This window comes from Stenotrophomonas mori, assembly GCF_023556335.1.
Lineage (GTDB): Bacteria > Pseudomonadota > Gammaproteobacteria > Xanthomonadales > Xanthomonadaceae > Stenotrophomonas > Stenotrophomonas mori.
In genome coordinates this window covers 605823-626363 of sequence record NZ_JAIKTS010000001.1, presented here as the reverse complement: position 1 = coordinate 626363, position 20541 = coordinate 605823, and the positions used below count along the sequence as shown (strand labels likewise).

Here is a 20541-nt window from a genome sequence, read left to right as displayed (position 1 = left end):
TCGCCACAGGCACTGCCGTGGGCATGGCACGGTGGAGGTCTTCCGTGGCCTGAGAGCCCACGCGCCTGATGTCATGCGGAGATGCGGAAGGTATGCATGGAGCCCCACGCACGGCTGATTCACCGCACGCCTACCATCAGCATCGGCATGCTGGCTTGCCGGGCCCATGCCCTGCCAGGGGAACCCACAACGGTGCGGCAAGCAGGTGCGCGGGCGGACGCCACGGACCGCCTGCCGAAGCATTGCGACGCGACCGCCGGCCCGTCTCCCGGAAACGAAAAACCCCTGGAAACCAGGGGTTTTCGTGCACTTGGCGGAGTGAGAGGGATTCGAACCCTCGATAGAGCTTTTGACCCTATACTCCCTTAGCAGGGGAGCCCCTTCGGCCTCTCGGGCATCACTCCAATCTGTTTTTCCTGGCGCCTGTTTTCCAGCCAGGGCGCGAAGAATACCGTTTAACGGGGTAAAAGGTAAACCCTTATTCCGGGGTTCCTTCATCTGCCGGCGCAGCCGGCTCGTCGCCGCGCTGGATGCGTTGGAAAATCTCTTCGCGGTGCACCGCCACATCCTTGGGCGCGGTGATGCCGATGCGTACCTGGTTGCCCTTGACGCCGAGCACGGTCACGCTGACCGAATCACCAATCATCAGGGTTTCGCCGACACGGCGGGTCAAGATCAACATTGTGCGAATCTCCATGGAACCGGCAGGCTTCCCACCGGCAATGGCGCGCTTGAAATCCGCTGCGCCCCACGACTAAGGGAAAAGACTATCGATGATAACGTCAGCGGGTCGGGGCCTTCAAGGCGAAGTGCCGCCCTGAATTCATTTCAGGTGAGACCGTACCCACTCGGGCACGCCCTCCAGCGCGGCGACCAGGCACGGGCCGTCCTCGCCCCCGCCCTGCGCCATGTCCGGGCGCCCGCCGCCCTTGCCGCCGATCTGGCCGGCGACGTGGGACAGCAGCTCACCGGCCTTGACCCGGCCCAGCGCGCTGCCGCTCACACCGGCGACCAGCGCGGCTTTGCCGTCCGCGGTCCCGGCAAGCAGGATCACCGCATCCACCAGCTGCTGCTTCAAGCGGTCCATGGCCTCGCGCAGCGCCTTGCCGTCGAAGCCCTCCAGCCGTGCCGCGAGCACTTTCGCACCCCCGATGTCGAGCGCGGAGCCGGCGAGGTCGGCGGTCGCGCCTGACGCGAGCCGGGCCTTGAGCCCCTCCAGCTCGCGCTCCAGCTTCTTCTGCCGGTCGCCGAGCTGGCGGATCTTGTCGACCACATCGGCGGAGGTCCCGCCCAGCAGGCGCGCGGCCTGGGACAGGCGCGCTTCCTCGGCATCGACGTAGTCCAGCGCGCCCTGCCCGGTCAGCGCCTCGATGCGGCGCACGCCCGAGGAAACGCCGCTTTCAGCGGTGATCTTGAACAGGCCGATGTCACCGGTACGCGACACATGGGTGCCGCCGCACAGCTCGGTGGAGTAGTCGCCCATCTTCAGCACGCGCACGTGTTCGCCGTACTTCTCGCCGAACAGCGCCATCGCCCCGAATTCCAGCGCCTCCTGCATGCCCATGTGGTGCACTTCGGCGGCATTGTTGGCCCGCACCTGGGCGTTGACCTTGCGTTCGATCAGCGCCAGTTCCTCGCCGCTGATCGGCTGGAAATGCGAGAAGTCGAAGCGCAGCCGATCCGGCGCCACCAGCGAGCCCTTCTGCTGGACATGGGTGCCCAGCACCTCGCGAAGCGCGGCATGCAGCAGGTGGGTGGCCGAATGGTTGAGGATGGTGGCGCCGCGGCGCACCGCGTCGACCGTGCCCGACACGCTGTCGCCCAGCTTGACGGTGCCCTGCTTCACGGTACCGACGTGGCCGTGGAACTGGCCCGCGAACTTCTGCGTGTCCGAGACCTCGATCTCCAGCCCGGCCCCGGACACCCTGCCGGTATCGCCGACCTGTCCGCCCGACTCGGCATAGAACGGCGTCCTGTCGGTGAACAGGATCACCTCGTCACCCGCCTGCACCGCCTCCACCGGCCGCCCATCCTTCAGCAGCGCGACCACACCCAGGGCATCGGCCTGCAGCTGGTCGTAGCCCAGGAAGGCGGTCGGCGACAGCGTGGCGACCAGCTCGGCCGGCAACTGCACGCCCCCGCCGAACTTGCCGGCGGCACGCGCGGTTTCACGCTGGTGCTCCATGGCCGCATCGAAACCGGCCATGTCCACCGACAGGCCACGCTCGCGGGCGATATCGGCGGTCAGGTCCACCGGAAAGCCATAGGTGTCGTACAGGCGGAAGGCATCGCCGCCGGGAATGACGCCGTCGCCGACCTTGGCCGCGACCTCGTCGAAGATCTTCATGCCGGCATCCAGCGTTTCCGCGAACCGCTCTTCCTCGGCCAGCAACGCCTTCTGCACGGTCGCGGCGGCCGCGGACAGCTCCGGATAGGCCTCGCCCATCAGCGCGACCAGGGTCGGCACCAGCGAGTGGAAGAACGGTTGGCGAACGCCCAGCATCCAGCCGTGGCGCAGCGCCCGGCGGATGATCCGCCGCAGCACGTAGCCGCGCCCCTCGTTGGAGGGCAGTACGCCGTCGACGATCAGGAAGGCGCACGCGCGGATATGGTCGGCGATCACACGCAGCGACTTGTTCTCCAGGTCCGCGGTGGCGGTCAGCTCCGCCGCCTTGGCGATCAGGGTCTGGAACAGGTCGATCTCGTAGTTGGTATGCACGTGCTGCAGGATCGCGGCCAGACGCTCCAGGCCCATGCCGGTGTCCACGCAGGGCGCCGGCAGCGGCACCAGGGTACCGTCGGGCTGGCGGTCGAACTGCATGAACACCAGGTTCCAGATCTCGATGAAGCGGTCGCCGTCCTCGTCCGGCGAGCCCGGAGGGCCGCCGGCGATGTGCGCGCCGTGGTCGTAAAAGATCTCGGTGCAGGGCCCGCACGGACCGGTATCTGCCATCTGCCAGAAATTGTCCGAGGCGTAGGGCGCGCCCTTGTTGTCGCCGATGCGCACGATGCGCTCTTCCGGCACCCCGACCATGTCGCGCCACAGCGCATAGGCCTCATCGTCGTTGTGGTAGACGGTGACCAGCAGGCGCTCGGCCGGCAACTTCCAGACCCCGGTCAGCAGTTCCCAGGCCCAGGCGATGGCGTCCTTCTTGAAGTAATCGCCGAAAGACCAGTTGCCCAGCATCTCGAAGAAGGTGTGGTGCCGGGCGGTATAGCCGACGGCATCCAGGTCGTTGTGCTTGCCCCCGGCCCGCAGGCAGCGCTGCACGTCGACGGCGCGCACGTAGCTGCGCTTCTCCGCGCCCAGGAACACGTCCTTGAACTGCACCATGCCGGAGTTGGTGAACAGCAGGGTCGGGTCGTTGCCCGGTACCAGCGGCGCGGACGGCACGATGGTATGGCCCTTGCCCTTGAAGAATTCGAGGAAATCGGCGCGGATCTGGGAGGTGGTGAGCTTGGCTGACGTATTCATGTGGGCTGGGGCTAGGCGGGCGGGCGGCGGCGGGCTCCCCATCCAGGACGCGGGAACGGAACGACCGAAACCCTGAAAGGGTATCAGGCCCGGCGCATTCAGTCCTCTGGATCGTAGCGGGTGGCATCGCGGATGCAGCCGGCCTCGAAGCCGCGCCGGATCAGCATGTCCGCGGCCTTGCGGCGCTGCGCCAGCTCCTGCGGCCCCTCCGGCCCGTAGCGGCGGCATACCACCTGCCGGGCAAGCTCCGTCCAATCGCCCTCGAACGTGGCCATCGCCGTCGTGATCGCGTCCTCATCCAGCCCGTGCATGCCCAGTTCGGCCCGCAGGTGCAGGGGGCCATACCCGGCCGCCGACCGGGTCCGTACCAGCGAGGCGGCGAACCGGCCATCATCCTGCCAGCCCTCCTCGGCCAGCCGGTCGAGCGCGGCCACGGCCTCGTCCTTTTCCACCCCCCGCGCCTGGAGCTTGCGCATCAGCTCCCTGCGCGAATGCTCCCGCCGCACCAGGAACCCGAGCGCGCGCTGCAAGGGGGTCTGCTCACGCGTGCGCTTGCGGCCACGCGCCGCCGGACGTTCATCACTACCGGTGTCCATGTCGATCGGCACCTTCACTCCGCGGCCCGGGCCCCGTGCTCACGGTCCGGCACCCACCGGACACATGCAGGCCGCCCCGGGCCTCTGTCATCCGCTACGACGCCACCCAAAAGCGGCGCCCGTGGAGCGGACCCATCGCCCCGCCGGCCTCCCCTCCGGATCGAAGTGGCACGCACTGCATGCTTCCGGCTGGAGGAGCGGCGGTCATGGCGGGAAAACCGCAGGAGCGGAGCGACGTCACTGACGATGCGCCGTCCGCCCCCGCGGGGAAATCACTCCGCTTCCGCTTCGTCGCCCTCTTCGCGGGGCGCATCGGCAGGCTGGAACTTCTCGCGCAGCTCGGCTTCGATCCTTGCCGCCACCTGCGGGTTGTCACGCAGGTAGCCGCGGGCGTTGTCCTTGCCCTGGCCGATGCGCTCGTCGCCATAGCTGTACCAGGCACCCGCCTTGTCCACCAGCTTGGCATCCACGCCCATGTCGATGAGCTCGCCTTCGCGGCTGATGCCCTCGCCGTACAGGATCTCGGTGACCACCTGCTTGAACGGCGGCGCCAGCTTGTTCTTGACGACCTTGATCCGGGTCTGGTTGCCGATGATCTCGTCGCCCTTCTTGATCGCACCGATGCGGCGGATGTCCAGGCGCACCGAGGCGTAGAACTTCAGCGCGTTGCCACCGGTGGTGGTTTCCGGGCTCTGGCCCGGCATCATCACGCCGATCTTCATCCGCAGCTGGTTGATGAAGACCACCAGAGTGTTGGAGCGCTTGATGTTGCCGGTGAGCTTGCGCAGCGCCTGGCTCATCAGGCGGGCCTGCAGGCCCGGCAGCTGGTCGCCCATCTCGCCCTCGATCTCGGCCTTCGGCGTCAGCGCCGCCACCGAGTCGATCACCAGGATGTCGACCGACCCCGAACGCACCAGCATGTCGGCGATCTCCAGCGCCTGCTCGCCGGTGTCCGGCTGCGACAGCAGCAGGTCGTCGACATTCACCCCCAGCTTGGCGGCATAGATGGGATCCAGCGCGTGCTCGGCATCGATGAACGCCGCGGTACCGCCCTGCTTCTGGCATTCGGCGATCGCCTGCAGGGTCAGCGTGGTCTTGCCCGAGGACTCGGGACCGTAGATCTCGACCACCCGGCCCTTCGGCAGGCCACCGATGCCGAGCGCGATGTCCAGCATCAGCGAGCCGGTCGGGATGGCCTCCACCGGCTCGACCACACGGTCGCCCATGCGCATCACCGAGCCCTTGCCGAACTGCTTCTCGATCTGGCCCAGAGCGGCGGCCAGGGCACGCTTCTTGTTGTCGTCCATCGGGGGCTTCCTCGTCGTTGGTGTCGTAGATTTCGTCATGGGTCCACTTTAACGGTGCCGTATCGCACAGGCTGAGACTGCCCGCGGGACGGCCAGATTATCTGGGGTGGCAAGGATACCGGCAGCAGCGCAGTCAGCCTGTTCCGGTAGGAAAAACCATATGGGGAGGCTGGGGAAAACCGGCCTCACCGGTTCGGCCTCAGCAGGCCGCAGTACAGCCCTTCGATGGCGAAGTCCTGGTCCGGGAGCACCTCGATGGGGGCGTAGTCCGGATTCCTCGGCAGCAGCCGGATGCGCTCCTTGCCGAGCTTGAGCAGCTTGACCGTGATCTCGTCATCGATGCGCGCGACCACGATCTGCCCGGACCGCGCGTCACGGGTACGGTGCACGCCGATGAGGTCGCCATCGAAGATGCCCTCGTCGATCATCGAATCGCCCTGCACCTTCAGCAGGTAGTCCGGCGCCGGGGAGAAGAACACCTTGTCCAGCACCACGTAATCGTCCGAACCGATGTCCGCGCCGATGGGCAGCCCGGCGGCCACGCGCCCCAGCACCGGCAGGCGCAGCACCTGCGCGTCGTGCGGCACCGCCCCGATGTCCACGGCGTCGCCGGCAGGACGCAGCAGGCGGATGCCGCGGGCGCGCCCGGGCACCCGCTCGATGGCGCCGGCCGCCTCGAGCGCATCCAGGTGGTACTGCGCCGAGCGCACGCCCTTGAAGCCGAAGGCCCGGGCGATCTCGGTCTGTGAAGGCGGCACGCCCTCGCTCTCGATGCGCTCGGCGATCAGCTCGAGGATGGCTTGCTGGGTATCGGTCAGGTCCATGGTTAGTAGTATTGCTACTAACATGGGCGAGTGCAAGCGATCTCCACCGGCGGTCCACTCCCGCGGCCGCCACGGCCCAGGTTCTCCACCCGCGCCGGAGCCGGCAACACCGACCCCGTGCATCGCCGCCGGCAGTCGGCCCTCCATTCGCTGTTGCCGGTCCGGACGCATCGCCCGTCCCCGGCGGGCCCTCACCGCTGGCGGTTGCTGCGCCAGATGGAGAACAGGATCCAGACCCCGCACAGTCCCGCGCCCAGGAACCCGGCGACCCCCAGCACCAGCAGGCCGCGATGCGCACCGCTGCCGATGCTGTTCATCACGATCGAGGAACCGATGATCAGCGCGGCCGTCACGATCCCCATGGTGAGGCGGTTCGCGGCGCGGTTGACCTGGTCGCCGAACCCCTTCAGCGCCGGCGTGTCGACCATCAACCGCATGCGCCCGCGCCGGGCGGCCAGCAGCAGCCGGCGCAGGTCGCGCGGCAGGTCGCCCGCCAGGTCCAGCGCCCCCAGCAGGCTGCGCCGGCTGCGCCGCAGCACCGCGCGCGGGGCGTAGCGCCGGCGCATGATCCGCTCCAGGTACGGGCGCGCGGCACCGGCCATGTCGAAGTCCGGGTCGAGTTGCCGGCCCATGCCTTCCAGGGTCAGGAAGGCCTTGATCATCAACGCCAGGTCGGCCGGCAAGGTCAGGCCGTACTGCCGCAGCAGCGCGGTCACGTCGCCCAGCATCAGGCCCACGCGCAGGTCCTTGAGCGGGACTCCGCGGTACTGGTCGACGAAATTGCCCAGGTCCTGCTGCAGCCGGGCCTCGTCGATCTCCACCCCGCCGGCCCACTCCAGCAGGACGTCGGCCACCGCCTCCGGTTCCTGCGCCACCAGCCCGTGCAGCAGCCGCGCCACCTGGAAGCGGCGCTGTTCGGACAGGTGCCCGACCATCCCGAAGTCGATGATGCCGATGCGGCCGTCGCGCAGGTAGAAGATGTTGCCCGGGTGCGGATCGGCGTGGAAGCAGCCGTCGTCCAGTGCCATCTTCAACACGATCCCGGCACCGGTGTGCGCCAGCGCCACCCGGTCCAGCCCGGCTGCATCCACCGCGGCCAGGTCGCGGCCAGGAATGCCATCCACGAAATCCTGGACGTTCAGGCTCTCGCAGGTCCACTGCCAGTGCACCCGCGGGATAAGCACATCCGGATGGCCGGCGAAGTTGGCGGCGATGCGCTCGGCATTGCGGCACTCGGCGGCGAAGTCCAGTTCCCGGCGCAGCGACTGGGTGAACTGCTGCACCACCTCCGAAGGCCGGTAGCGGCGCAGGTCCGGCAGCCGCGCCTCGATGATCTCGGCCAGCCGCGCCAGCAGCCTCAGGTCGGCCTCCACCACATCGCGGATGCCCGGCCGGCGGACCTTCAATATCACCGGGGTGCCGTCGTGCAGCCAGGCCCGATGCGCCTGCGCCAGCGACGCCGCCGCCAACGGCCGCTCATCCAGCCGTGCGAACGCCGTTTCCGGCGTCTGGCCCAGGTCGGCCTCCAGCTGGTCGCGGATCTGTTCGTACGGCAAGGCCGGCACCGCGTTCTGCAGCTCGCTGAACTCGGCGATCCACTCCGGAGCGAACAGGTCCACACGGGTCGCCAGCACCTGCCCCAGCTTGACGAAGGTCGGCCCGAGCTCCTCCATCGCGCGCCGCACCCGCACCGGCGCGGACATCTGCAGCATCTGCCCGGCATCGTTCCAGTGCAGCAGCCGCCCGGCCCGTTGCAGCACGTCGGCCAGGCCGACCCGGCGCACGATGTCGCCGAAGCCGTAGCGGATCAGGACCGCGGCGATCTCCTGCAGCCGCCCAAGGTCGCGGACAGTGGCCAGCGCCTCCCACATCAGCCCCTGCCTCCGCCGGTCGCGCGTCGCCATGGCCTCACTCCAGCGCCTCCAGCCCTTCCAGCGCACGGGCCACGGTCTGCCGGCGCACGGCGTCGCGGTCGCCCTGGAACTGGAACAGCTCGGCACGGGTATAGCCACCGCGCCGCTTCCAGCCGATCCACACGGTACCGACCGGCTTGTCGGCGCTGCCGCCGCCGGGCCCGGCGATGCCGGTGACCGCCACCGCCACGCTGGCGCCGGAATTCACCAGCGCGCCGGACACCATCTCGATCACCGCCTCACGGCTGACCGCCCCCTCGCTTTCCAGGGTCTGCGGGCGCACGCCGAGCAGCCGCTGCTTGGCCTCGTAGCTGTAGGCCACCATGCCGCTGTCGAACCAGTCGGAGGACCCGGCAACGCCGGTCATCGCCTTGGCGATCCAGCCTCCGGTGCAGCTTTCGGCCGTGACCACGCGGTCATGGGCCTGCCGCAGGCGTTCGCCGACACGGCCGGCCAGCCGCTCCAATTCCTGATCGTCGGGACTACTGGGCATGGGGGGACGCCTGCGGTAACGGACCCCTGTTGTAACGCATAAGCATGCGCCCGCGAAACCGGCGGCACGGCGGCGCAGCGCCACGTTCAGGCGCCGCCGCTGCCCGCACCGCGTTTCCTGGCACGGCGCGCCATCGGCCTCAGCGGCCGCAGCCCTCCAGCTTCAGCGACTGCCCCGGCCGGATCGCATAGGCCGGCGCCCGCAGGCCGTTGGCCCGCGCCAGCGTCGGTACCTGGCACTGGAAGCGGCTGGCGATGCGGCCCAGGGTGTCGCCCTTCGCGACGGTATAGCTGCGGGTGGCCGGCCGTGGCGCCGCCGCCGCGGCGGCCATCGACTGCACGTCGCCGACCGCGACATTGCCGTTGTAGGCCGCCGCCTGCGGCCGCTTGATGGCCGCGTTCAGGTCCGCGGTGATCACCGCGCGCGCCAGGTCGGCGCGCGGCCCGCTGACGCATTGCCGGTTGTACAGCGTGGCGATGCGGGTGGTGGCGTTGATCGGGGTGCCGGCCGGAATCCAGCCATCGGCCTCGTAGCGCGGATTGAGGTTGCGCAGCACCCGCATGTAGCCGTCACGGGTGCCGGTGCTGCCCAGGCAGATGGTCAGCTCGTAGATCGTGGTGGACTTGGCCAGGCGGATCGTCGCCGGCTGCGCGTTGACCTTCGGGAACTCCACGCCGTACTGCTGCGGGTGCAGGAAGATCCAGGCCGCGGCGATCACCATCGGCACGTAGTCCTTGGTCTCGCCGGGGAACTGGCTGTAGACCGACTCGGTCCAGAACCCCTGGCCGCCGCTCTGGTTGTACACCCGCTGCGCGCGGCCCTCGCCGCCGTTGTAGGCGGCCAGGGCCAGCTCGATGTTGCGGTTGAGCTGGCCCATGCGCTCGATCATGTAGGACGCACTGGCCTCGGCGGCGCTGCGCGCATCGAAGCGGGTATCGAACCCGGTGCCGTCCGGGCCCAGCCCGAAACGGCGGCCGGTGGCCGGCATGAACTGCATCAGCCCGGCCGCGCCCGCGCGCGAGGACGCATGCACGCGGCCGTTGGACTCCTTGGCCATGATGCCGAACAGCAGGGCCTCGGGCAGGCCGCGCTTCTCCCACTCCGGCCACATCACCGGCCGCAGGTTCATGTAGTTCTCGTAGCTGGTCAGCAGCGCCGGGCGCATGTCGGTGAGCCAGCGGCGGATGCCCGCCTGGATCGCCGGGTTGTACTCGACCATCTCGTCGAAGGCGTGCCGGTGGTCGTTGAGCAGGGCCGCCGCACGCGCGGCCTCGGGCACGTCCGCGCGCAATGGGCCGGCATGGTCCGGATCGGCCTCCAGGCGGTCCCCGGCCAGCTCGTCCGCCCCATCGGCGCGTTCGTCGCTCTGGTGCTTCAGCAGGCGCTTGTAGGTGGCCAGCAGGGTGCCGACCTGGCAGCCCTTCTGGCCGATGCAGGCGTCGATCACATCCTCCATGTCCTCCAGCGCCGCATCGCCTTCCGTGGTTCCCTTGGGATCGGCGTTGGCCACCAGCAGCAGGGCGTCGGCATAGCGCTTTTCCGCCGCGGCCATGCGCTGTTCGATCGCCTCGACCCGGGCCTTGTCGCGGGCCGATACGCGCTGCGCGTGGGCGGTGGGCGCCGCCGCGAGCAGCAGCACGGCGAGCAGCAGGGAGCAGCGGCGGAAGATCGTAATGGAGACGGGCATCGGCGACGGCAGGGACGGAAAGGCAGGCAGAGTAGCCGCGGCGGTCGTCCAGCGGCAACCGGCGCACAGAGACGATACAGTCGGCCGTTAGAATCCCCTCCATGCCCACCGAGAGCTTCCCATGGAACCCATCCTGATCGGCAAAGGCGTGACCGACGACATCGCCGTGTCGCTGCTTCCCCGTTTCGGCAACCGCCACGGCCTGGTGGCCGGCGCCACCGGCACCGGCAAGACGGTGACGCTGATGACCCTGGCCGAGGGCTTCTCGCGGCGGGGCGTGCCGGTGTTCATGGCCGACGTGAAGGGCGACGTCGCCGGCCTGGCGGTACCCGGCGAGATCGACGGGAAACTGGCCGCGCGCGCCGCCGAGATCGGCGTCGACGGCTACACCGCACAGGCCAGCCCCACCGTCTTCTGGGACCTGTACGGCCAGCTCGGCCACCCGGTGCGCACCACCGTCAGCGAGATGGGCCCGACCCTGCTGGCGCGCATCCTCGAACTCAACGCCACCCAGTCCGGGGTGCTCGACATCGTGTTCAAGCTCGCCGACGACCGCGGCCTGCTGCTGCTCGACCTGGACGACCTGCGCGCCCTGCTCACCCTGGTGGCTGCCGAGCGCAAGAACGTCTCCACCGAATACGGCCTGGTCAGCGCGCCGAGCATCGCCGCCATCCAGCGGGCGCTGCTGCGGTTGTCGCAGGACGGCGGCGAGAACTTCTTCGGCGAGCCGGCGCTGGAGCTGGCCGACATCATGCGCGTCAACCACGACGGCCGCGGCGTGATCGGCATCCTCGCCGCCGCCCAGCTGATCCTCAAGCCGCGGCTGTACTCGACCTTCCTGCTGTGGCTGCTGTCGGAGCTGTTCGAGAAGCTGCCGGAAGTGGGCGACCTGGAAAAACCGAAGCTGGTGTTCATCTTCGACGAGGCCCACCTGCTGTTCAACGACGCCCCGGCCGCGCTGGTACAGCGCATCGAGCAGGTGGTACGGCTGATCCGCTCCAAGGGCGTGGGTGTGTACTTCTGCTCGCAGTTCCCCGACGACGTGCCGGCCAATATCCTCGGCCAGCTCGGCAACCGGGTGCAGCATGCGCTGCGCGCCTTCACCCCGCGCGACCAGAAGGCGGTGAAGACCGCCGCGGAAACCTTCGTCCCCAACCCGAAGCTGGACGTGGTCGCCACGCTGTCGCAGCTGGGCACCGGGGAGGCGCTGGTCTCCACGCTGCTGGACAAGGGCATCCCCGCGCCCGTGCAGAAGACGCTGGTGGCGCCGCCGCGTTGCCGCATGGGGGCCATCAGCGAATCCGAACGCATGCAGGTGCGCGCCGGCAGCCCGGTCGGCAGCCGCTACGACACCGCCATCAACCGCGAATCGGCCGCCGAGATCCTCGCCGCACGCGCCCAGCAGGCCGCCGAGCAGGCGCAGGCGCCCGCGGCGCAGGGCCCCGGACAGGGCGGCGTCGGCCAGAAGATCGGCGAGTTCCTGTTCGGCAGCGGGCGCCGGCAGGGCATGGTCGAATCGGTGGCCAAGCAGACCACGCGCAATGTCGGCGGTTCGATCGGGCGCAGCGTCGGCAGTTCCATCGGCGAATCGATGATGGGCAAGACCGGCAAGAAGTACGGCGGGCAGATCGGCAACCAGATCGTGCGCGGCATCCTCGGCGGCCTCTTCGGCGGCAAGCGCTGAACCATGTCGCGCTGGCGTCCCCCCGCGGAAAAGAGCACCGCCCTGATCACCGCCCAGGGCCATGCGCGCCTGAAGGCCGAACTGGACGACCTGTGGCGCCAGCGCCGCCCCGAGGTGGTCAGTGCACTGGCCGCCGCCGCGGCGGAGGGCGACCGTTCGGAGAACGCCGAGTACACCTACCGCAAGAAGCAGCTCGGCGAGATCGACCGCCGGGTGCGCTACCTGAGCAAGCGCCTGGAGGTGCTGCGCGTGGTGGACACCCGCCCAAGCGATCCGGACGCGGTGTTCTTCGGCGCGACGGTGGAGCTGGAGAACCTGCAGTCCGGCCGGACCCACGTCTACCGCATCGTCGGCCCGGACGAGACCGACGCGACCGCCGGCTGGATCAGCATCGATTCGCCACTGGCGCGCGCCCTGCTGAAGAAGCGCATCGACGACGAGTTCACCGTGGAACTGCCTGGCGGCAACACCGGTTTCGCGCTGGTCGCCATCGACTACGGCCCCGCCTGAGCGCCGCGGGAGGACCGCCCTGCGGATGCCCGGCGCATCAGCGCAATGGCGACGGATACCGGCGGCCCGCGCGCAGCGGGCGGAAATAGCCGGCCTGCCCGTAGAACGCCGCGTCCTGCCGCGGATGCCACCCCGGAATCCCGGCCAATGGCAGCGGCCGCAGTTCCAGTGGATCCTCGAGAACCCCGCCGCCCGCTATCGCGTCGGCGACGCGCGCCACGCAGGCCGCGTCGTCCCCGCCCCGCACCACCACACAGCGCCCGACCAGCAGGCGGCCGGGCACCAGCGCCTGCTCCATCAGCGCATGCCCGATCACCGCGGCGACGGCGATGCCGCCGTCCTGCCAGCGCGCCGCCTGTGCCGCGAACAGCTCGGGCCACCGGTGGCCGTCCCATAACGGCAACAGCGCCGGGTCGGCGATGCGCACGATCACCCCGCACTCGTCGAACTGGGTCAGGGCCTGCTGCGCGCGGTTGCGCCGCTGCGGCCCCATCGTGGCGATGTGCTGGCACTGGCGCGCGTTGAGCGCCGACTTGACCGCTGGATGACGCGCCCAGACCAGCGCATTGAACAGGTCGTGCCAGTTCTCAACGCGCGTCGCGATCCGGCCATGCCTGGCGATGCGCGCTTCGTAATGCAGGCCATCGGCGAGCAGCGCCCGATCCTGCACGGCGAAGCGCCGTCCCGGCAGCGGCAACGCCGCGTTGAGCGCATCGATGCCGGGCCATGCTGCCGACGTCAACAGCGCCCGCTGCTCGGCGTACGCCGCGAATAGCGGGTGCCGGAAACACGCCGGATCGACCTGCCCGCGCGGCGGCGCGATGAAACGGCGCCGATCGGACCCGGCGTCGACGCCGGCATCGTCCGGCGCACCGTGCCCGCCGCTGTCGCCCGGCTGGCCGGTCACAGCACCTTGAGATCGAACGACCGGCTGGCCGGTGCGGCGAGGGCATCGCCGAACAGGTCGTGCTCGTCACTGTCGGTGATCGCCACATCGACGAAATCGCCCACGCGCAACCCGGCGTCGGCCGCGTTCTGGACATGCACCAGACCGTCGATTTCCGGCGCATCGGCCTTGGAGCGCGCCACCGCGATGCCGTCCTCGAGGGCATCCACCAGGCATTGCTGCACGCTGCCGATCTTCGCTTCGAGCCGGGCGGCGGAAATGGCGGCCTGCTTCTCCATGAAGCGCGCCAGCCGCTCCTGCTTCACCTCTTCGGGCACCGGGTCGGGCAAGGCGTTGGCGGTGGCGCCCTCGACCGCCGAGTACGCGAACGCGCCGACCCGGTCCAGCTGCGCGGCGTCGAGGAACTCCAGCAGCTGCTCGAACTCGGCCTCGGTCTCGCCCGGGAAGCCGACGATGAAGGTCGAACGCACGGTGATGTCCGGGCTGATCCCGCGCCAGCGCAGCACCCGCTCTAGGGTCTTGTCGACCGCGCCCGGGCGCTTCATCAGCTTGAGGATGCGCGGGCTGGCGTGCTGGAACGGGATGTCCAGGTACGGCAGGATCTTCCCTTCGGCCATCAGCGGCACCACGTCGTCCACGTGCGGGTACGGATAGACGTAGTGCAGGCGCGTCCACGCCTCCAGCTCGGACAGGCCCTCGCACAGCGCCTTCATGCGCGTGGCGTACTCCCTGCCGCGCCAGGTACCCGGCGCGTACCGCCGGTCCACGCCGTAGGCCGAGGTGTCCTGCGACACCACCAGCAGTTCGCGCACTCCCCCCTTGACCAGGCGCTCGGCCTCGCGCAGCACCTCTTCGACCGGGCGCGACACCAGGTCGCCGCGCATCGACGGGATGATGCAGAAACTGCAACGGTGGTTGCAGCCCTCGGAGATCTTCAGGTAGGCATAGTGCCGCGGCGTCAGCTTGACGCCGTAGTCGGGCACCAGGTCCACGAACGGATCGTGCCGGGGCGGCAGCGCCGCGTGCACCGCGTCCATCACGCTGGTGTAGTCCTGCGGGCCCGACACCGACAGCACGTCCGGATACTGCTCGCGGATCATCTCCGACTTCTTGCCCAGGCAACCGGTGACGATGACCTTGCCGTTCTCGTTCATCGCCTCGCCGATGGCGTCCAGCGATTCGGCCACGGCCGAGTCGATGAAACCGCAGGTGTTGACCACCACCACGTCGGCCGCCTCGTAGGACGGCACGATGTCGTAGCCCTCCACCCGCAGCTGGGTAAGGATGCGCTCCGAATCGACGAGGGCCTTCGGGCAGCCAAGGCTGACAAAGCCGACTTTGGGGTTCAGCTGGGACATGGGGTCTGCGGTTCTGGGGGCCGGGGATCGGAATGACCTGGGGCCGGAAGCGCGGCGATTATACCGGCCGGGTGCCGGCGCTACCCGATGGCGGCCTTAACATGGGGTGGCCCCCTGCGCCCCACCCTGGAGTCCCCATGAGCCACTGGATCACCCTCGACACCGTCCACGGCCCGGTACGCGCCTGGCAGGCCCTGCCCGATGGCCGCGTACACGCCGGCCTGGTGGTGGTACAGGAAATCTTCGGGGCCAACGCCCACATCCGCGGCGTCGCCGACCGGTACGCCAGCGATGGCTATGCGGTGCTGGCGCCCTCGCTCTTCGACCCGCTGGAGCCCGGGCTGGAACTGGACTACGACGCCGCCGGCACCGCCCGCGGCAAGGCAGTGGTGGACGAACTGGGCGTGGACCGTGCGCTGGACATCGTGGCCGCCGCCGCCCGCGCCCTGGCCGGCCACGGCAAGGTCGGCACCGTGGGCTATTGCTGGGGCGGCACCATCGCCCTGCTCGCCGCGCAGCGGCTGGGCCTGCCCTCGGCCAGCTACTACGGCGCGCGCAACGTGCCGTTCCTGGACACCCCGTTCAAGGCCCCGGCGATCTTCCATTTCGGTGCGCAGGACGCCTCGATCCCGGCGGCCGCCGTTGCAGCGCATCGTGAAAAGCAACCGTCGATGCAGGTATACGTGTACCCGGCCGACCACGCCTTCAACCGCGAGGTCGGCACGCACTACCACGCTCCAAGCGCCGCACTGGCGCGCGAACGCACCTTGGCCTTCTTCAGCGAGACCCTGCGATGACCGAAGCTGTGACGTCCGATTTCGAGCTCGACTCCCGCCTTGCCGCCGACAGTGTCCTGATCGCCGACGGCCCTCTATCCCAGATCCGCCTGATGAACGACGACCGCTTTCCGTGGGTCGTGCTGGTCCCCCGCGTACCCGGTGCCAGCGAATGGATCGACCTGGATGGCGGCCAGCAGCGCCTGCTGCTGGCGGAGATCAACCAGGTTTCGCGCCACCTGAAGCAGAAGCCGCAGGTCGCCAAACTCAACATCGGCGCGCTGGGCAACATCGTGCCGCAACTGCACATCCACCTGGTCGGCCGGTATCCGGGCGATGCCGCCTGGCCGGGACCGGTATGGGGCAGCGGCCAGGCCCAGCGCTTCGATCCGGCGGTGCTGGCCGAGCGTGTCGAAATCTGGCGCCAGCGGCTACGATAGCGGCCACTCCACGCAAGGAAACGCAAGTCGATGCGCTCCAACCTGATCGCCGCCCTGATCCTGATCGCCGTCGGCCTGTTCTTCCTGGCCAAGAACCTGGGCTGGATCAACGGCAACATCGGTTCGATGCTGGCCACCTGGTGGCCGGCCATCCTCGTGGCCGTGGGCATCGGCATGCTGTTCGGACGCGGCAAGTAGCAAGCAGCCCCGGCCGCCGGAAACACGAAGGGCGCGGAATTCCGCGCCCTTCGCCGTTGATGCGGGCGCGGCCGCCGCTCAGGTGCGCGGCAGGGTCACCCCGGTCTGGCCCTGGTACTTGCCGCCGCGGTCGCGGTACGAAGTCTCGCAGACATCGTCCTTGTCGGCCTGGAAGAACAGCATCTGCGCCACGCCCTCGTTGGCGTAGATGCGTGCCGGCAGCGGCGTGGTGTTGGAGAACTCCAGGGTCACGTGGCCCTCCCACTCCGGCTCCAGCGGCGTCACGTTGACGATGATGCCGCAGCGCGCGTAGGTGCTCTTGCCCAGGCACACCACCAGCGTGTCGCGCGGGATGCGGAAGTACTCCACCGTGCGTGCCAGCGCGAACGAGTTCGGCGGGATGATGCACTCGTCGGCCTCGATGTCGACGAAGCTCTTCGGGTCGAAGTGCTTGGGATCGACGATGGTCGAGTTGATGTTGGTGAACACCTTGAACTCGCGCGAGCAGCGCACGTCATAGCCGTAGCTGGACGTGCCGTAGCTGACGATGCGCCGGCCGTCTGCCCCGCCGCTGTCGGCGAACCGGACCTGCCCGGCCTCGTACGGCTCGATCATGCCGTGCTGCTCGGACATGCGGCGGATCCAGCGGTCGCTCTTGATGCTCATTCGGGGTCCTGACAGATCGTGTGGAAGGCGGAATTCTAGCCGGTCGCACCCGGCGCCGGCCGGCCCCGCCCTCACCGCCGGGCGTGCCTGCGACCGGCCGCAGGCCCGGCGGGCCGCCTCAGGTCAGCGAGGACACGATCGGAATCCTGGCACGGGGACGCTTGCCGAGCGCCTCCAGCATCTGCTCCGCCGCGGCCACGTAGGCCCTGGCCGCGGCCGATTCCGGTGCCGCGGCCACGATCGGCGTGCCGGCATCGCCCTGCTCGCGGATCCCGATCTCCAGCGGCAGCGACCCCAGCAGCGGCACCCCGTAGTGCTCGGCCATGCGCCGTCCCCCGCCGTCGCCGAACAGGTGCTCGACATGGCCGCAGGCGCTGCAGGTGTGCACCGCCATGTTCTCGACGACGCCGAGCACCGGAACCTCGACCTTCTCGAACATTTTCAATGCCTTGCGCGCATCCAGCGTGGCGATGTCCTGGGGCGTGGTGACCACCACCGCCCCGGCGACCGGGATCTTCTGCGCAAGCGTGAGCTGGATGTCGCCGGTCCCCGGCGGCAGGTCGATCAGCAGGATGTCCAGGTCGTCCCAGCGGGTATCGTTGAACAGCTGGGTCAGGGCCGAGGTGGCCATCGGGCCGCGCCAGATCATCGGCGAGTCCTGGTCGACCAGGAAGCCGATCGACATCGCCTCCACCCCGAACGCCCGCATCGGCTCGATCGACTTGTTGTCCGGGCTCTCCGGCCGCCCGCTCAGCCCCAGCATCGCCGGGATGCTGGGGCCATAGATGTCCGCATCCAGCACCCCCACCCGCACGCCCGCCCGGCACAGCGCCATGGCCAGGTTGACCGTCGTGGTGGACTTGCCCACCCCGCCCTTGCCCGATGCGACCGCGATGACGTTGCGGATCCGGGGATGGGGGGAAAGGCCGGGCTGGGGAGCTCGAGCAATGACAGACATGGAAAGCGCAGTGGTCCTTCAGAAAGCAGGCCTTCATTCTGCCGCTTATCCGGGACCACTGGAAGAACGAGAACCCAATGCGAGAACCCAATGTCGGTCGGACAGATCGTCGGTCATCGAGCTCCTGCATATCCCCAGCATCGTTGCGCCTAAACTCCGGCATCGACACGGCATTCGACAATAACCTGACCGAAGACGGCATCGGTACACGGAGCATCGACATGTGCGGCCTCGACGCCCACCGCATGCTCATGTTTATTGATTGGCCCCGATGACCTACCGGTTCTGACAGAGCGGCATCCGCCCATCAACCGTCCTGTTCAGGCAGGTGCGGACGTCCTCGACAGCCCCCGGCCCTTGCTGGGGGCTGTCGTTTTTCCGGCCGGCCCACCCCGCTGTTGCCGGCGGCATGGCAGGGACCGTCATGACCTTCGACACCCCTGCGCTCACGGTTACAGGCGTATCTTTTGCCCACACCCCCGTGACCGGGGGATCCCTTGCATAGCACCCGGCCAGGAGGCCTTACGTGATCGTTCGCAAACCCCAGATTCTCCTGCTGACCCTGGCCGTCTCGGCCGTGCTGGTCGGCTGCGACAAGACCCCTGCCCCGGCGGCCGACGCCGGAGCCCCCGCCACCGCCGCCAGCGAGCTGAAGCTGGACGAATCCAAGCTGCCGGCCTACAACGCGTTCACCGCCGCCGACCTGGATGCCGGGAAGGACGCCTGCACCGACTTCGGTGGCTACGTCAACGACACCTGGCTGAACGCCAACGAGATTCCATCCGACCGCACCAGCTGGGGCGCCTTCACCATCCTCGACGAGCGCTCGGTGGCCGTGCAGCACCAGCTGGCCGAGCAGGCCGCCGCGCTGAAGAACGCCACCGGCGTGGAAAAGATCGTCGGCGACTTCTGGGCGTCCGGCATGGACGAAGCCCGGATCGAGGCACTGGGCATCACCCCGCTGAAGGCCGACCTGGAGGCCATCGATGGCCTCCAGGACACCGCCGCGATCGCCGGGTACCTGCGCACCACCGCCGCCAAGGGCGAGAACGTGCTGTTCGGTTTCGGCCCGGAGGCGGACTTCAAGAACTCGGCCATGAACCTGGCCTACGCCAGCCAGGGCGGACTTGGGCTGCCGGACACCACCTACTACACCGACGCCAGCAAGGCCGACAAGCTCGACGCCTACAAGGCGCACGTGGCCAAGGTGCTCGAACTGTCCGGTGTCGCCGCAGACGACGCCGCCAAGCAGGCAGCGGACGTGGTCGCCTTCGAGACCCGCCTGGCCAAGGCCTCCAAGTCCAGCGTCGAGCTGTCGCGCGACGTATCGCTCTACTACAACCCGGTCACCGTGGCCGATGCCGATGCGCTGACCCCGAACTTCAGCTGGAGCGAGTTCTTCAAGGCCCAGGGCATCGCCGCGCCGGAAACGTTCTCGCTGGCCATGCCGGACTTCCACAAGGAAGTCAGCACGATGCTGGCCGATACCGATCCGGGCGTGTGGCGCGCCTACCTGCGCTTCCACACCGTCGACGGTGCCTCGCCGTACCTGAGCAAGGATTTCGTGCAGGAGAACTACGCGTTCTACGGCCGCGAGCTCAACGGCCAGAAGGAGAACAAGCCGCGCTGGAAGCAGGTGCTGGGCACCATCGAGAACGATGCCGGCGAAGCCTTCGGGCAGCTGTACGTCAAGGTCGCCTTCTCGCCGGAGGCCAAGGCCAAGATGGAGGAACTGGTCAAGAACCTCGCCGCCGCACTGAAAGCGCGCATCGAGAACCTGGCCTGGATGAGCGACGAGACCAAGGCCAAGGCGGTCGCCAAGTGGGAGACCTTCACCCCGAAGATCGGCTACCCGGACAAGTGGCGTGACTGGAGCGGCCTGCAGACCACCCACGACGACTACCTGGGCAACATCCGCGCGGCCACCGCGTTCAACTACAAGTGGGAGCTGGCCAAGATCGGCCAGCCGGTGGACAAGACCGAATGGGGCATGACCCCGCAGACCGTCAATGCCTACTACAACCCGCTGCAGAACGAGATCGTGTTCCCGGCCGCCATCCTGCAGCCGCCGTTCTTCGACCCCGATGCCGACGATGCCCTCAACTACGGCGGCATCGGCGCGGTGATCGGCCATGAGATGACCCATGGCTACGACGACCAGGGCAGCCGTTTCGGCCCGACCGGCAATTTCGAGAACTGGTGGACCCCCGCCGACAGCAAGGGCTTCGAGGCCCTGACCGGCAAGCTGGTCAGGCAGTTCAACGCCTACAAGGTGGACGGCCAGAACGTGGATGGCCACCTGACCCTGGGCGAGAACATCGCCGACCTCGGCGGCCTGGCCACCGCCTACGATGCCCTGCAGAAGGCCAGCGACGGCAAGGAGGACCCGAAGATCGACGGCTTCACCCGCGATCAGCGCTTCTTCTTCAACTGGGCCACGGTGTGGCGCACCAAGTACACCCCGGAGAACGCCCGGGTGCGCCTGGCGACCGACCCGCACGCCCCGGCGCAGTTCCGTGCCATCGGTGCGCCGTCCAACCTGCCGGCCTTCAGTGCGGCGTTCCAGTGCAAGCCCGGCGCGCCGATGGCGCGCACCGGCGATGACCAGGTGGTGATCTGGTAAGCCGGCAGTACTGGCCGCAACGAAAGCCCGGAGCATTCCGGGCTTTCGTTTTTCCGGGGCCCGGTCGCGGTCGCGATGTGCCCCGCATCGCGGCCCGGCGCCGCCGGAACGGCACCCGGGCGCGGC

18 protein-coding genes and 1 tRNA gene are annotated in these 20541 nt (G+C 68.8%); 6 read left to right on the top strand and 13 right to left on the bottom strand.

The features are described from left to right. Positions 1–311: 311 nt before the first annotated feature. The 9 genes from K5L01_RS02720 to K5L01_RS02680 all read right to left on the bottom strand — a co-directional run bounded on the left by K5L01_RS02720 (position 312) and on the right by K5L01_RS02680 (position 10295). Positions 312–404, bottom strand: a tRNA-Ser gene (locus K5L01_RS02720). Positions 405–478: 74 nt separating this feature from the next. Further along, entirely contained in the window at positions 479–682 is a 204-nt protein-coding gene (csrA, locus tag K5L01_RS02715; RefSeq protein ID WP_250061711.1) for a carbon storage regulator CsrA, read from the bottom strand. A 141-nt stretch (positions 683–823) separates the two neighbouring features. Then, the gene (alaS, locus tag K5L01_RS02710; protein WP_250061709.1) at positions 824–3475 is read right to left on the bottom strand and encodes an alanine--tRNA ligase; all 2652 of its coding nucleotides are present in this window, start codon (positions 3473–3475) and stop codon (positions 824–826) included. Between the two features lie 98 nt (positions 3476–3573). Continuing rightward, complete coding sequence (recX, locus tag K5L01_RS02705; protein ID WP_250063431.1) at positions 3574–4071, bottom strand: recombination regulator RecX; 498 nt, start codon at positions 4069–4071, stop codon at positions 3574–3576. Positions 4072–4343: 272 nt separating this feature from the next. Next, the gene (gene recA, locus K5L01_RS02700) at positions 4344–5378 is read right to left on the bottom strand and encodes a recombinase RecA (protein WP_250061707.1); all 1035 of its coding nucleotides are present in this window, start codon (positions 5376–5378) and stop codon (positions 4344–4346) included. A 185-nt stretch (positions 5379–5563) separates the two neighbouring features. Beyond that, positions 5564–6202, bottom strand: coding sequence for a transcriptional repressor LexA (lexA, locus tag K5L01_RS02695; protein WP_250061704.1), 639 nt, complete (start codon positions 6200–6202; stop codon positions 5564–5566). A gap of 191 nt (positions 6203–6393) precedes the next feature. Beyond that, a complete protein-coding gene (ubiB, locus tag K5L01_RS02690) occupies positions 6394–8073 on the bottom strand; it encodes a 2-polyprenylphenol 6-hydroxylase (RefSeq protein ID WP_250063429.1) in 1680 nt (559 codons plus the stop codon). 37 nt (positions 8074–8110) lie between these two features. Next, entirely contained in the window at positions 8111–8608 is a 498-nt protein-coding gene (locus K5L01_RS02685; protein ID WP_250061703.1) for a CinA family protein, read from the bottom strand. Positions 8609–8747: 139 nt separating this feature from the next. Further along, the gene (locus K5L01_RS02680; RefSeq protein WP_250061701.1) at positions 8748–10295 is read right to left on the bottom strand and encodes a transglycosylase SLT domain-containing protein; all 1548 of its coding nucleotides are present in this window, start codon (positions 10293–10295) and stop codon (positions 8748–8750) included. 121 nt (positions 10296–10416) lie between these two features. Between K5L01_RS02680 and K5L01_RS02675 the strand changes: the two genes are divergently transcribed. Together K5L01_RS02675 and greB are read left to right on the top strand one after the other, a co-directional pair. Then, positions 10417–11979 (top strand): helicase HerA-like domain-containing protein, encoded by a 1563-nt coding sequence (locus tag K5L01_RS02675; protein ID WP_250061698.1) that lies wholly within the window; start codon positions 10417–10419, stop codon positions 11977–11979. A 3-nt stretch (positions 11980–11982) separates the two neighbouring features. Then, complete coding sequence (gene greB / locus K5L01_RS02670) at positions 11983–12489, top strand: transcription elongation factor GreB (RefSeq protein WP_250061697.1); 507 nt, start codon at positions 11983–11985, stop codon at positions 12487–12489. 37 nt (positions 12490–12526) lie between these two features. On the opposite strand, the gene K5L01_RS02665 is transcribed toward greB, so the two are convergent. Both K5L01_RS02665 and rimO read right to left on the bottom strand, forming a co-directional pair. Beyond that, the gene (locus K5L01_RS02665) at positions 12527–13312 is read right to left on the bottom strand and encodes a DUF3025 domain-containing protein (protein ID WP_250063427.1); all 786 of its coding nucleotides are present in this window, start codon (positions 13310–13312) and stop codon (positions 12527–12529) included. A gap of 80 nt (positions 13313–13392) precedes the next feature. Beyond that, entirely contained in the window at positions 13393–14754 is a 1362-nt protein-coding gene (gene rimO / locus K5L01_RS02660) for a 30S ribosomal protein S12 methylthiotransferase RimO (RefSeq protein WP_250061695.1), read from the bottom strand. Positions 14755–14891: 137 nt separating this feature from the next. Here rimO and K5L01_RS02655 point away from each other — a divergent pair, with 137 nt between their 5' ends. The 3 genes from K5L01_RS02655 to K5L01_RS02645 are packed head-to-tail and all read left to right on the top strand — an operon-like array spanning position 14892 to position 16168. Then, entirely contained in the window at positions 14892–15551 is a 660-nt protein-coding gene (locus tag K5L01_RS02655) for a dienelactone hydrolase family protein (RefSeq protein WP_250061693.1), read from the top strand. Continuing rightward, a complete protein-coding gene (locus tag K5L01_RS02650) occupies positions 15548–15970 on the top strand; it encodes an HIT domain-containing protein (protein WP_250061691.1) in 423 nt (140 codons plus the stop codon). Before K5L01_RS02655 ends, K5L01_RS02650 begins: the two co-directional genes overlap by 4 nt. A 30-nt stretch (positions 15971–16000) precedes the next feature. Then, positions 16001–16168, top strand: coding sequence for a LiaI-LiaF-like domain-containing protein (locus K5L01_RS02645; RefSeq protein WP_250061689.1), 168 nt, complete (start codon positions 16001–16003; stop codon positions 16166–16168). A gap of 78 nt (positions 16169–16246) precedes the next feature. On the opposite strand, the gene dcd is transcribed toward K5L01_RS02645, so the two are convergent. Then, positions 16247–16834, bottom strand: a complete 588-nt coding sequence (gene dcd, locus K5L01_RS02640; protein ID WP_250061687.1) for a dCTP deaminase — start codon at positions 16832–16834, stop codon at positions 16247–16249. Positions 16835–16952: 118 nt separating this feature from the next. After that, entirely contained in the window at positions 16953–17792 is an 840-nt protein-coding gene (gene apbC, locus K5L01_RS02635; protein ID WP_250061685.1) for an iron-sulfur cluster carrier protein ApbC, read from the bottom strand. A gap of 529 nt (positions 17793–18321) precedes the next feature. Here apbC and K5L01_RS02630 point away from each other — a divergent pair. After that, positions 18322–20415, top strand: a complete 2094-nt coding sequence (locus tag K5L01_RS02630; protein WP_250063425.1) for a M13 family metallopeptidase — start codon at positions 18322–18324, stop codon at positions 20413–20415. Positions 20416–20541 lie beyond the last annotated feature (126 nt).

What these genes read in the sequence shown, in the direction of transcription:
- csrA (WP_250061711.1), bottom strand. Translation starts at nt 682, where the DNA reads ATGTTGATCTTGACCCGCCGTGTCGGCGAAACCCTGATGATTGGTGAT.
- alaS (WP_250061709.1), bottom strand. Translation starts at nt 3,475, where the DNA reads ATGAATACGTCAGCCAAGCTCACCACCTCCCAGATCCGCGCCGATTTC.
- recX (WP_250063431.1), bottom strand. Translation starts at nt 4,071, where the DNA reads ATGGACACCGGTAGTGATGAACGTCCGGCGGCGCGTGGCCGCAAGCGC.
- recA (WP_250061707.1), bottom strand. Translation starts at nt 5,378, where the DNA reads ATGGACGACAACAAGAAGCGTGCCCTGGCCGCCGCTCTGGGCCAGATC.
- lexA (WP_250061704.1), bottom strand. Translation starts at nt 6,202, where the DNA reads ATGGACCTGACCGATACCCAGCAAGCCATCCTCGAGCTGATCGCCGAG.
- ubiB (WP_250063429.1), bottom strand. Translation starts at nt 8,073, where the DNA reads ATGTGGGAGGCGCTGGCCACTGTCCGCGACCTTGGGCGGCTGCAGGAG.
- K5L01_RS02685 (WP_250061703.1), bottom strand. Translation starts at nt 8,608, where the DNA reads ATGCCCAGTAGTCCCGACGATCAGGAATTGGAGCGGCTGGCCGGCCGT.
- K5L01_RS02680 (WP_250061701.1), bottom strand. Translation starts at nt 10,295, where the DNA reads ATGCCCGTCTCCATTACGATCTTCCGCCGCTGCTCCCTGCTGCTCGCC.
- K5L01_RS02675 (WP_250061698.1), top strand. Translation starts at nt 10,417, where the DNA reads ATGGAACCCATCCTGATCGGCAAAGGCGTGACCGACGACATCGCCGTG.
- greB (WP_250061697.1), top strand. Translation starts at nt 11,983, where the DNA reads ATGTCGCGCTGGCGTCCCCCCGCGGAAAAGAGCACCGCCCTGATCACC.
- rimO (WP_250061695.1), bottom strand. Translation starts at nt 14,754, where the DNA reads ATGTCCCAGCTGAACCCCAAAGTCGGCTTTGTCAGCCTTGGCTGCCCG.
- K5L01_RS02655 (WP_250061693.1), top strand. Translation starts at nt 14,892, where the DNA reads ATGAGCCACTGGATCACCCTCGACACCGTCCACGGCCCGGTACGCGCC.
- K5L01_RS02650 (WP_250061691.1), top strand. Translation starts at nt 15,548, where the DNA reads ATGACCGAAGCTGTGACGTCCGATTTCGAGCTCGACTCCCGCCTTGCC.
- K5L01_RS02645 (WP_250061689.1), top strand. Translation starts at nt 16,001, where the DNA reads ATGCGCTCCAACCTGATCGCCGCCCTGATCCTGATCGCCGTCGGCCTG.
- dcd (WP_250061687.1), bottom strand. Translation starts at nt 16,834, where the DNA reads ATGAGCATCAAGAGCGACCGCTGGATCCGCCGCATGTCCGAGCAGCAC.
- apbC (WP_250061685.1), bottom strand. Translation starts at nt 17,792, where the DNA reads ATGTCTGTCATTGCTCGAGCTCCCCAGCCCGGCCTTTCCCCCCATCCC.